Below are 12216 nucleotides of genomic sequence, written 5' to 3' on the forward strand. Positions count from 1 at the left end.
AGTGTCTCTGATCGCTTCTGACCACTTCCGCATCGTTGTCGGCCTCGGCAAGAGCGGCATGTCCCTGGTTCGCTTCCTGGCGAACCGGGGCGTGTCGTTTGCTGTCGCCGATACGCGGGAAAATCCACCGGAACTGGCCACGCTCAAGCGTGACTATCCGCACGTGGAAGTGCGTTGTGGCGAGCTGGACGTCGAATTCCTGTGCCGTGCCGACGAGCTCTACGTGAGCCCCGGCCTGGCGCTGGCGACCCCGGCCCTGCAGGCTGCCGCCGCCCGTGGCGTGAAGTTGTCCGGCGACATCGAGCTGTTCGCGCGTAACGCGAAGGCGCCGATTGTCGCCATCAGCGGTTCCAACGCCAAAAGCACCGTCACTACCCTGGTCGGCGAAATGGCGGTTGCGGCTGGCAAGCGTGTTGCTGTCGGCGGCAATCTCGGCACACCGGCGCTGGATTTGCTCAGCGACGACATCGAGTTGTACGTGATGGAGTTGTCGAGCTTCCAGCTCGAAACCACCGATCAACTCAACGCCGAAGTGGCGACCGTGCTCAACATCAGCGAAGACCACATGGACCGTTACAGCGGTCTGCCGGCCTATCACCTGGCCAAGCACCGGATCTTCCGGGGGGCCAAGCAGTTTGTGGTCAACCGTCAGGACGCCTTGAGCCGTCCGCTGATGGGCGAAGGTCAGCCGTGCTGGACCTTCGGTTTGAGCAAACCCGATTTCAAGGCCTTCGGGATCCGGGAAGAAGACGGCGAGAAATACCTGGCCTTCGAATTCCAGAACCTGATGCCGGTGCGCGAGTTGAAAGTTCGTGGCGCGCATAACCAGTCCAACGCTCTGGCGGCCTTGGCATTGGGGCATGCCGTCGGCCTGCCGTTCGACGCCATGCTTTCGGCCCTGCGCAATTTCGCCGGGCTCGAGCATCGCTGCCAATGGGTACGCGAGCTGAATGGCGTGAGCTACTACAACGACTCCAAAGCCACCAACGTCGGTGCCGCACTGGCCGCCATCGAAGGCCTGGGCGCGGACATCGACGGCAAACTCGTGCTGATCGCCGGTGGCGATGGCAAGGGTGCCGAATTCAAGGATTTGCGTGATCCGGTGGCGGCCAACTGCCGCGCCGTCATTTTGATGGGCCGTGATTCCGACAAGATCGGCGAGGCCATTGGCGATGCCGTGCCACTGATTCGCGTCGGCTCGCTGATCGAAGCGGTCGCGCAATGCCGCGCCATCGCAGAAAAGGGCGATGCGGTGCTGCTGTCGCCGGCCTGCGCCAGTTTCGACATGTTCAAGAACTACGAAGATCGCGGTCACCAGTTTGTCCGCGCCGTGGAGGACTTGGCATGAGCCTCCTGAATATCATCAAGCCGTACCCGTCGCCGATCATCACCGGGCGCGGCATCGACCTCGATTTCCCGATGCTCGCCGGTTGTCTGGCGCTGCTGGGCCTGGGCCTGGTCATGATTGCATCGGCATCCACTGAAGTGGCGGCGGTGCAATCGGGCAGTGCCCTGTATTACATGATCCGCCACCTGATCTACGTGGTGCTGGGACTGGGTGCCTGCATCGTCACCATGATGATTCCGATCGCTACCTGGCAACGCCTGGGCTGGCTGATGCTGATTGGTGCATTCGGTTTGCTGGTGATGGTGATCATCCCCGGCATTGGCCGTGAAGTGAACGGTTCGATGCGCTGGATCGGCTTCAGCTTTTTCAACGTTCAGCCTTCCGAGATCGCCAAGGTGTTCGTGGTGATCTACCTCGCCGGTTATCTGGTGCGTCGCCAGAAAGAAGTGCGTGAAAGCTGGATGGGTTTCTTCAAGCCGTTCATCGTTCTACTGCCGATGGCGGGGCTGTTGCTGATGGAGCCGGACTTCGGTGCCACCGTTGTAATGATGGGGGCGGCTGCAGCGATGCTGTTCCTCGGCGGCGTCGGGCTGTTCCGTTTTTCCTTGATGGTTGTCCTGGCTGTCGGTGCGGTGGTGTTGTTGATTCAGATGCAGCCGTATCGAATGGCGCGACTGACCAACTTTGCGGACCCGTGGGCCGACCAGTTCGGTGCGGGCTATCAGTTGTCTCAAGCCTTGATCGCTTTCGGTCGCGGCGAATGGCTGGGCGTTGGCCTGGGCAACAGCGTGCAGAAACAGTTCTACCTGCCGGAAGCCCACACTGACTTCGTGTTCTCGGTCCTGGCCGAAGAACTGGGTGCCGTGGGTTCGTTATGCACCTTGGCGCTGTTCGTCTTTGTCTGTATTCGTGGCATGTACATCGGTTATTGGGCCGAGAAGGCCAAACAATTTTTCGCCGCTTACATCGCGTATGGTTTGTCGTTCCTGTGGATCGGTCAGTTCCTGATCAACATCGGAGTGAACGTAGGCCTATTGCCGACCAAGGGGCTGACTCTGCCATTCCTCAGTTATGGCGGCAGTTCGTTGGTGATCTGCTGTGCCTGTCTTGGCTTGTTGCTGCGCATCGAGTGGGAGAGTCGAACCCACTTGGGCAGTGAAGAGATGGAGTTCCATGAGAGCGACTTCGCCGAGGAGCCGAACCATGGGCGCTAACGTATTGATCATGGCCGGCGGCACGGGGGGCCACGTGTTCCCGGCACTGGCCTGCGCTCGGGAGTTCCAGGCCCGCGGTTACACCGTGCACTGGCTGGGCACGCCGCGCGGGATCGAGAACGATCTGGTGCCGGCGGCCGGCCTTCAATTGCATCGGATCAACGCCAGCGGTTTGCGCGGCAAGGGCAAATTGTCCCTGCTCAAGGCACCGTTCATGTTGCTCAAGTCGATCTGGCAGGCGCGGGCGATCATTCGTCAGCTGCGGCCAGTCTGCGTGGTCGGCTTCGGGGGTTATGTGACCGGGCCCGGCGGCGTTGCAGCCAAATTGTCCGGCGTGCCGGTGATCGTTCATGAGCAGAACGCCGTGGCCGGTACCGCCAATCGGTTGCTGGTGCCGTTGGCCGCCCGAGTCTGTGAAGCGTTCCCCGACACCTTTACCCTGTCGAACAGCCGTCGCACCACCGGTAACCCGGTGCGCACCGAGCTGTTCCTCGAAACACCGCGACCTGCCCTGGCCGGTCGCAAGGCGCGTTTGCTGATCCTGGGCGGAAGCCTGGGCGCAGAGCCGTTGAACAAGTTGCTGCCTGAAGCCCTGTCGCAAGTCGCTCCCGACCTGCGTCCGGACGTGTTTCATCAGGCCGGCAAAAACCACGATGAAGTGACTGCAGAGCGCTATCGCGCAGCTGGCGTCGAGGCGCAAGTGCAGCCTTTCATCAAAGACATGGCCCAAGCCTATGGCTGGGCCGACCTGGTGGTGTGCCGCGCAGGCGCATTGACCATCAGTGAACTGGCGGCTGCCGGTCTGCCCTCGATGCTGGTGCCTTTGCCCCACGCGATCGACGATCACCAGACCCGTAACGCTGATTATTTGGCCCGTGAAGGCGCTGCCTTCCTGATGCCGCAAAGAACGACTGGCGCAGCGGATCTTGCCGCTCGCCTGACAGAGGTCTTGATGCAACCGCAACGACTCAACGACATGGCCACCGCGGCACGCCGCCTGGCCAAACCCGATGCCACTCGTAACGTGGTCGATACCTGCCTGGAGGTGGCTCATGGTTGAGAACAAGAAAGCCATGCCGCACCCGGAAATGCGCCGCATCCGTCGCATCCACTTCGTCGGTATCGGCGGCGTGGGCATGTGCGGCATTGCCGAGGTGTTGCTGAACCTGGGCTATGAAGTGTCCGGTTCCGACCTCAAAGCATCGCCGGTGACCGAGCGCCTGGAATCCTTCGGTGCCCACATCTATATCGGTCACCGTGCCGAGAACGCCACGAACGCCGATGTGCTGGTTACCTCCAGCGCCGTGAACACTTCCAACCCGGAAGTGGCCACGGCCCTGGAACGCCGGATTCCGGTGGTGCCGCGTGCCGAGATGCTGGCCGAACTGATGCGCTACCGCCACGGCATCGCCGTTGCCGGTACCCACGGCAAAACCACCACCACCAGCCTGATCGCTTCGGTGTTCGCCGCCGGTGGCCTGGACCCGACGTTCGTGATCGGTGGTCGTCTGAATGCCGCGGGCACCAATGCCCAGCTCGGCACCAGCCGTTACCTGATCGCCGAAGCCGACGAAAGCGATGCCAGCTTCCTGCACTTGCAGCCGCTGGTGGCCGTGGTCACCAACATCGATGCCGACCACATGGCGACCTACGACGGTGACTTCAACAAACTGAAGAAAACCTTCGTCGAGTTCCTGCACAACCTGCCGTTCTACGGTCTGGCGGTGGTGTGCCTGGACGATCCGGTGGTGCGTGAAATCCTCCCGCAGGTGAAACGTCCGACGGTCACCTACGGTTTTGGCGACGATGCCGATGTGCGTGCCATCAATGTGCGCCAACAAGGCATGCAGACCTTCTTTACCGTACTGCGCCCTGATCGCGAGCCGCTGGATGTGTCGGTGAACATGCCGGGCAACCACAACGTGCTGAACGCGCTGGCGACCATTTGCATCGCCACCGACGAAGGCGTCAGCGATGAAGCCATCGTCCAGGGCCTGTCCGGGTTCCAGGGTGTGGGTCGTCGCTTCCAGGTGTACGGCGAACTGCCGGTTGATGGCGGCAACGTGATGCTGGTGGACGACTACGGTCACCACCCGACCGAAGTCGCCGCCGTGATCAAAGCCGTGCGCGGTGGCTGGCCGGAGCGCCGTCTGGTGATGGTTTACCAGCCGCACCGTTACAGCCGCACCCGCGACCTGTACGACGACTTCGTCAACGTGTTGGCCGACGCCAACGTGCTGCTGTTGATGGAAGTCTACCCGGCCGGCGAAGAGCCGATTCCGGGCGCTGACAGCCGCAAGCTGTGCAACAGCATTCGCCAGCGCGGTCAGCTCGACCCGATCTACATCGAGCGTGGCATCGACCTCGCGCCAATCGTCAAGCCGCTGCTGCGTGCCGGCGACATTCTGCTGTGCCAGGGCGCCGGTGATATCGGCGGTCTCGCACCGAAACTATTGAACAGTCCGTTGTTCGCTGGCGCGGTTGCCGCGCCAAGCGTGGGGAAGTTGAAATGACTGCTGCTTACGCCAACCTCGTCTCCACTATCGCGCCGAAAGACTTCGGCCGTGTCGCCGTGCTGTTCGGCGGCAAGAGTGCCGAGCGTGAAGTCTCCCTGAAGTCGGGTAACGCGGTGCTCGACGCACTGCAAAGCGCCGGTGTGGACGCCTTCGGTCTTGATGTGGGCGATGACCTGCTGCAGCGTCTGCTGAACGAAAAAATCGACCGCGCCTTCATCATCCTCCACGGTCGTGGCGGTGAAGACGGCAGCATGCAGGGCCTGCTCGAATGCCTGGGCATTCCGTACACCGGCAGCGGCATTCTGGCCTCGGCACTGGCCATGGACAAACTGCGCACCAAGCAGGTCTGGCACAGCCTCGGTATTCCGACGCCGCGTCATGCGGTACTGAGCTCTGAGGCCGATTGTATTTCGGCGGCCACGGAACTGGGCTTCCCTTTGATCGTCAAACCGGCCCATGAAGGTTCCAGTATCGGGATGGCCAAAGTGACCTCCGCGTCCGAATTGATCGACGCATGGAAAGCGGCCAGTACCTACGATTCGCAAGTGTTGGTCGAGCAATGGATTCAAGGTCCGGAGTTCACCATCGCCACCCTGCGTGACCAGGTGTTGCCTCCAATCGCCCTGGGCACAACCCACAGTTTCTACGACTACGACGCCAAGTACGTGGCTTCCGATACCCAGTACCGGATCCCGTGTGGCCTGGACAGCAATAAAGAAAAAGAACTCATGGACCTCACGGCCAAAGCCTGTGAGGCGCTGGGTATCGCCGGTTGGGGCAGGGCAGACGTGATGCAGGACGCCGACGGGCAGTTCTGGTTCCTGGAAGTCAACACCGCACCGGGCATGACCGATCACAGTCTGGTTCCAATGGCGGCCCGTGCCGCTGGCCTGGATTTCCAGCAACTGGTTCTGGCGATTCTGGCCGCCAGCGTTACCGGCAATGCTGCCGGTAACCAAGAGCCGACAAGAGGTTAAGACCATGCAAGGCGCTCAGCTACGTCATCAGCCTTCCGCACCCGGCCGCAAGCCGGTGCCGCGGGGTGCCAGCCGAATGGTGGCCAAAGAGCCGATGTCTGCGCGCCTGCCGAAAGCCAATTTTGGTTTTCTGAAAAGTCTGTTCTGGCCCGTGCTGTTGGTCGCGCTGGGGTTCGGCACTTATGAAGGCGCACAGCGTTTGCTGCCGTACGCCGACCGGCCGATCACCAAGATCGCGGTGCAGGGCGACTTGAGTTACATCAGCCAGCAAGCGGTGCAGCAGCGGATCGCCCCCTACGTGGCGTCGAGCTTCTTCACCATCGACCTGGAGAGCATGCGTACCGAGCTTGAACAGATGCCATGGATTGCCCACGCCGAAGTGCGTCGGGTGTGGCCGGATCAGGTGGTGATTCGCCTGGAAGAACAACTGCCGGTGGCCCGCTGGGGCGATGAGTCGCTGCTGAACAACCAGGGGCAGGCGTTCACTCCACGCGAGCTGGCGAACTACGAACACCTGCCACAGCTGTTCGGCCCGCAGCGGGCCCAGCAGCAAGTGATGCAGCAATACCAGGTACTGAGCCAGATGCTCAGGCCATTGGGCTTCTCGATTGCACGCCTGGAGTTGCGTGAACGAGGCAGTTGGTTCCTGACCACCGGCGCCGGAAGCGCGGGCCCGGGAATCGAACTGCTGCTGGGACGCGGCAAGCTGGTGGAAAAGATGCGCCGCTTCATTGCCATCTATGACAAGACGCTCAAAGAGCAGATTACGAACATTGCGCGCATCGATCTGCGCTACGCCAACGGCCTCGCTGTTGGCTGGCGGGAACCTGTAGCGCCCACGACAGCCCAACCCGCTGTCGCGAAGAATTAAGAAGAGGCAGGACCCATGGCAAACGTGCAAAGCGGCAAAATGATCGTCGGTCTCGATATCGGCACCTCCAAGGTGGTGGCGCTGGTCGGCGAGGTCTCGGACGACGGCACGCTCGAAATCGTCGGGATCGGTACTCATCCGTCCCGCGGCCTGAAAAAAGGCGTAGTGGTGAACATCGAGTCCACCGTCCAGTCGATCCAGCGCGCGATCGAAGAAGCGCAGCTGATGGCCGGTTGCCGGATCCACTCGGCGTTTGTCGGCGTGGCTGGCAATCACATCCGCAGCCTGAACTCCCACGGCATCGTGGCGATTCGTGATCGCGAAGTCAGCTCCGCCGACCTTGAGCGCGTTCTCGACGCTGCCCAGGCTGTGGCGATCCCGGCTGACCAGCGCGTGCTGCACACCCTGCCGCAGGATTACGTGATCGATAACCAGGAAGGCGTTCGCGAGCCGCTGGGTATGTCCGGCGTGCGTCTGGAAGCCAAGGTTCACGTGGTCACCTGCGCCGTCAACGCCGCACAGAACATTGAAAAATGCGTGCGCCGCTGCGGCCTGGAAATCGACGACATCATTCTCGAGCAGTTGGCCTCGGCCTACTCGGTCCTGACCGACGACGAGAAAGAGCTGGGCGTGTGCCTGGTGGACATCGGCGGCGGCACCACCGACATCGCGATCTTCACCGAAGGCGCGATCCGTCACACCGCGGTGATCCCGATTGCGGGCGATCAGGTGACCAACGACATCGCCATGGCGCTGCGCACCCCGACCCAGTACGCCGAGGAAATCAAGATTCGCTACGCCTGCGCCCTGGCCAAACTGGCCGGTGCCGGCGAAACCATCAAGGTGCCGAGCGTCGGCGATCGTCCACCGCGCGAGCTGTCCCGTCAGGCCCTGGCCGAAGTGGTCGAGCCACGTTACGACGAGCTGTTCACCCTGATCCAGGCCGAGCTGCGTCGCAGTGGCTACGAAGACTTGATCCCGGCCGGCATCGTGCTGACTGGCGGTACGTCGAAGATGGAAGGCGCGGTGGAACTGGCCGAAGAGATCTTCCACATGCCGGTTCGCTTGGGCGTGCCGCATGGCGTCAAGGGCCTGGACGACGTGGTCCGCAACCCGATTTATTCCACCGGCGTTGGCCTGTTGATGTACGGCCTGCAGAAGCAGTCCGACGGGATTTCGTTCTCGGGCATCGGCAGCCGCGACAGCTACAGCAATGACGAACCGAAAGTCGCCTTGCTCGATCGCTTCAAGAGCTGGGTACAAGGCAATTTCTAAAGCTTTACCGCAACACCGCTTCAAACAGCAGTAGGCGAAAAAACTAGAGAATGTAAGGAGAGGGAAAATGTTCGAACTCGTAGACAACATCCCCGCAAGCCCGGTAATTAAAGTTATCGGTGTTGGCGGTGGCGGCGGCAACGCTGTCAATCACATGGTCAAGAGCAACATTGAAGGCGTTGAATTCATCTGCGCCAACACTGATGCCCAAGCGCTGAAAAGCATCGGCGCTCGGACCATCCTGCAACTGGGCACCGGCGTGACCAAAGGCCTGGGCGCCGGCGCCAACCCTGAAGTAGGTCGTCAGGCCGCTCTCGAAGACCGTGAGCGCATTGCCGAAGTCCTGCAGGGCACCAATATGGTGTTCATCACAACCGGCATGGGCGGTGGTACCGGTACCGGTGCTGCGCCGATCATTGCCGAAGTGGCCAAGGAAATGGGGATCCTCACCGTTGCGGTGGTGACCCGTCCGTTCCCGTTCGAAGGTCGCAAGCGTATGCAGATCGCCGACGAAGGCATTCGTCTGCTGTCTGAAAGCGTCGACTCGTTGATCACCATTCCCAACGAGAAGCTGCTGACCATCCTCGGTAAAGACGCAAGCCTGCTGTCGGCTTTCGCCAAGGCCGACGATGTACTGGCCGGTGCCGTTCGCGGTATCTCCGACATCATCAAGCGTCCGGGCATGATCAACGTCGACTTTGCCGACGTGCGTACCGTGATGAGCGAAATGGGCATGGCGATGATGGGCACTGGCTGCGCCAGCGGTCCGAACCGTGCACGTGAGGCCACCGAAGCGGCCATTCGCAACCCGTTGCTCGAAGACGTGAACCTGCAAGGCGCACGCGGCATTCTGGTGAACATCACCGCCGGTCCTGACCTGTCCCTGGGTGAGTACTCCGACGTGGGTAGCATCATCGAAGCCTTCGCTTCCGAGCACGCAATGGTCAAGGTCGGTACCGTTATCGATCCGGACATGCGCGACGAGCTGCACGTGACTGTTGTTGCCACCGGTTTAGGCGCTAAAATCGAGAAGCCTGTAAAGGTCATCGACAATACCGTTCACACCTCGATGGCTTCCCAGCCACAACAACAAGCCCCTGTTCGTCAGGAGCAGCCTGCGGTGAATTACCGTGACCTGGATCGTCCGACCGTCATGCGCAACCAGGCTCAGGCCGGTGCTGCGACTGCCGCGAAGATGAACCCGCAAGATGACCTGGACTACCTGGACATCCCGGCTTTCCTGCGTCGTCAGGCCGATTGATGAAATGTATCAGGGGTATTAGGGTGATTGGTGTTCAGCAAAGGTCTGGTCTGCTATCATCGCCAGCCTTTGTTGATACCAGTTCGCAATTTGCGCTGAAGCGGCCCATGCCATGATAAAACAACGCACCCTGAAGAATATTATCCGTGCCACAGGTGTCGGCCTGCACTCCGGGGAGAAGGTCTACCTGACCCTCAAGCCAGCGCCCGTCGACACCGGCATTGTGTTTTGTCGTGCTGACCTCGACCCTGTGGTGCAGATTCCTGCCCGCGCGGAAAACGTTGGCGAAACCACTATGTCGACCACGCTTGTTAGCGGTGACGTCAAAGTGGACACGGTGGAGCACCTGCTCTCGGCCATGGCTGGCCTGGGCATCGATAACGCCTACGTCGAGCTCTCCGCGTCCGAAGTCCCGATCATGGATGGTAGCGCTGGACCCTTCGTATTCCTGATTCAATCGGCCGGCCTGGAAGAACAGGACGCCGCCAAGAAGTTCATCCGGATCCTGCGGGAAGTGACAGTGGAAGACGGCGACAAGCGCGCCACTTTCGTCCCTTTCGAAGGTTTCAAAGTGAGCTTCGAGATCGATTTCGATCACCCGGTTTTCCGTGACCGCACACAAAGTGCAAGCGTGGATTTTTCCAGCACTTCGTTCGTAAAAGAAGTCAGCCGCGCCCGTACCTTTGGTTTCATGAGTGACATCGAGTACCTGCGCAAGCACAACCTCGCACTCGGCGGCAGCGTTGAAAACGCTATTGTGGTCGACGCGGATGGTGTACTGAACGAAGACGGCCTTCGCTATGAAGACGAATTCGTGAAGCACAAGATCCTCGATGCAATTGGTGACCTCTACCTGCTGGGCAATAGCCTGATTGGTGAGTTCAAGGGCTTCAAGTCCGGACATGCATTGAACAACCAGCTGCTGCGCAAGTTGATTGAGCAGACAGATGCTTGGGAAGTCGTGACTTTCGAAGACGCCAGCACTGCACCGATCTCTTACATGCGTCCTGTTGCGGCCGTGTAAGCAAAAAACCTCTCTAGTTTTTAAAGGCTGCCTTCGGGTGGCCTTTTTTTATGCCAAGATCTTTTGATTCTGGCTTCTAATCCGCGCAAACCACCCGATTCCGCCCACTTTCCTTGGCCTGATACAGCGCCTTGTCTGCCGTATACAACAACTGCTCCAGGCTGATATCGGATGCTGTCGTCCAGGTACTGATACCGATACTGACAGTAATCGGCGATGTATCACTCCCCACCAACGGCAACTGCTCCACTGCTGCGCGGATGGTGTCGGCAATCTGTTGCGCGCCGGCGCTGTCGGTTTCAGCCAGGATCACCGAAAACTCCTCGCCACCGTAACGGGCGACCAGATCCGCCGGCCGTCGAACATGGGGGCCGATCACTTTGGCCACCCGGCGCAAGGCATCGTCGCCGCCCTGATGGCCATGGCGATCGTTGAACGCCTTGAAGTGATCGACATCGATCATCAGCACCGACAATGGCAGACCGGAACGTTGGGCGCGAAACCATTCATGGTGCAAGGCCTGATCCAGGCTTCGACGGTTGGCCAGACCGGTCAAAGGGTCGGTAGCGGCCAGTTGTGCCAGTTCCTGCTCGGCACTTTGACGCCGACGCAATTCCCGGCAGAGCAACCAGGTCAGCCACAGCAAGCTCACACACAGGGCAATGGTCGCGAAGCTGACCACCACCGCAGTGCGCTTCCAGGCCGCAAAGACTTCATCGCTCGATAGCGCAACGATGACGATCAACGGCAAGTTCCCGACCTTGGAGAAGGTGTACAAGCGCTTGTCCTGGTAGCGGCTGGACATGCTGGTAAAGCTGCCGTTGCCTTCTTTGACTATGCGCTGAAAGTTGGGGCGATGACTGAAGTTCTTGCCGATCAGTTCTTCGGCCAGACGTGGTTGATGAGCCAGAAGAGTCCCGTCCTTGCTGATCAGATTGACTGTGCTGTCGCGGCCGATGCTCAAACTGTTGAACAACTGATCGAAGTAACTTAACCGCATGGCGGCTTCGGCCACGCCCAGGAACTCACCTTGGGGGCCGTTCACCCGGCGGCTGAAACTGATACGCCAATCCTGTTCGGGCGACCGGCCTCTGAAAGGGGGGCTGATGAACATGCCCGGGTCCGGGTTATCCACGTGAGACTGGAAGTATTCGCGATCGGCATAATTGCCCTGTCTGGGCTCAACCGAGGCCGAGTCGGCGATCACGTCGCCCTTGTTATCGAGCAACAAAATGTTGCCCTTGTACGGCGCGGCGGTGGCGCGGTCGAAATAGGCCAGATGGCGAATGGCTGGAGAAACGCTCTTGAGGTCTTCTCGCTGGGAGGCAGCGATCAAACCCAGCAGGGACACATCATAGAGTTCGACATTGCGCAGCACGTCGGCGTCGATCAATTGCACGATATTGTTGGCGGCGCGAGCAGCGGACAATTCGGCATTGGCGCGTTCACGGATCAGCAGGAAGGTCACGATGCTGAGTATCGCAATCACCAACAACACACTGCCAAGAACCAGAAGCCGCTCCGATCGTGTCGAACGGATCGGATGTTGAGATTTCGCACTGCTCACACTCATGGTTCTGACTTCTGCAAATAAGGCGTTAAAGAGTTCTTTTACAAGAATCGGGCAGAGTCCCAGAAACCAGTCGCGTTCAGAGGCGACTATATAAATCCCGAATAAAAAAAAGGCCAGCAAAACATGCTGGCCTTTTGCTAATTGGAGCTTAGAAGAC

Annotated in this window: 10 protein-coding genes; 9 read left to right on the forward strand and 1 reads right to left on the reverse strand. The window is 60.1% G+C overall.

Translation table 11 applies throughout. The features are described 5' to 3' along the window. The first annotated feature begins 1 nt into the window (after position 1). The 9 genes from murD (at position 2) to lpxC (ending at position 10486) form a co-directional block, all read left to right on the forward strand. Positions 2–1348, forward strand: coding sequence for a UDP-N-acetylmuramoyl-L-alanine--D-glutamate ligase (gene murD / locus AB7M26_RS10580; protein ID WP_123494466.1), 1347 nt, complete (start codon positions 2–4; stop codon positions 1346–1348). Next, the gene (ftsW, locus tag AB7M26_RS10585) at positions 1345–2562 is read left to right on the forward strand and encodes a putative lipid II flippase FtsW (RefSeq protein ID WP_123494465.1); all 1218 of its coding nucleotides are present in this window, start codon (positions 1345–1347) and stop codon (positions 2560–2562) included. The genes murD and ftsW overlap by 4 nt, the downstream gene beginning before the upstream one ends. Further along, positions 2552–3622 carry an undecaprenyldiphospho-muramoylpentapeptide beta-N-acetylglucosaminyltransferase gene (gene murG, locus AB7M26_RS10590; protein WP_008072109.1) on the forward strand — a complete coding sequence of 357 codons (1071 nt, stop codon included), beginning with the start codon at positions 2552–2554 and terminating at the stop codon, positions 3620–3622. Before ftsW ends, murG begins: the two co-directional genes overlap by 11 nt. Beyond that, the gene (gene murC / locus AB7M26_RS10595) at positions 3615–5075 is read left to right on the forward strand and encodes a UDP-N-acetylmuramate--L-alanine ligase (protein ID WP_401177573.1); all 1461 of its coding nucleotides are present in this window, start codon (positions 3615–3617) and stop codon (positions 5073–5075) included. Before murG ends, murC begins: the two co-directional genes overlap by 8 nt. Beyond that, complete coding sequence (locus AB7M26_RS10600; RefSeq protein ID WP_123494462.1) at positions 5072–6055, forward strand: D-alanine--D-alanine ligase; 984 nt, start codon at positions 5072–5074, stop codon at positions 6053–6055. Before murC ends, AB7M26_RS10600 begins: the two co-directional genes overlap by 4 nt. 4 nt (positions 6056–6059) lie before the next feature. After that, positions 6060–6926 carry a cell division protein FtsQ/DivIB gene (locus AB7M26_RS10605; protein WP_007904320.1) on the forward strand — a complete coding sequence of 289 codons (867 nt, stop codon included), beginning with the start codon at positions 6060–6062 and terminating at the stop codon, positions 6924–6926. A 15-nt stretch (positions 6927–6941) separates the two neighbouring features. After that, positions 6942–8201 carry a cell division protein FtsA gene (gene ftsA / locus AB7M26_RS10610; RefSeq protein WP_007904319.1) on the forward strand — a complete coding sequence of 420 codons (1260 nt, stop codon included), beginning with the start codon at positions 6942–6944 and terminating at the stop codon, positions 8199–8201. A 67-nt stretch (positions 8202–8268) separates the two neighbouring features. Further along, the gene (gene ftsZ / locus AB7M26_RS10615; protein ID WP_007904318.1) at positions 8269–9462 is read left to right on the forward strand and encodes a cell division protein FtsZ; all 1194 of its coding nucleotides are present in this window, start codon (positions 8269–8271) and stop codon (positions 9460–9462) included. 112 nt (positions 9463–9574) lie between these two features. Then, positions 9575–10486: a UDP-3-O-acyl-N-acetylglucosamine deacetylase gene (lpxC, locus tag AB7M26_RS10620; protein ID WP_007904315.1), complete on the forward strand. Its 912-nt coding sequence runs from the start codon at positions 9575–9577 to the stop codon at positions 10484–10486. A gap of 76 nt (positions 10487–10562) precedes the next feature. Here lpxC and AB7M26_RS10625 read toward each other — a convergent pair whose 3' ends face one another. Continuing rightward, entirely contained in the window at positions 10563–12059 is a 1497-nt protein-coding gene (locus AB7M26_RS10625; RefSeq protein WP_429384161.1) for a sensor domain-containing diguanylate cyclase, read from the reverse strand. Positions 12060–12216: the final 157 nt, after the last annotated feature.

Source organism: Pseudomonas sp. F-14 TE3482 (genome assembly GCF_053629455.1).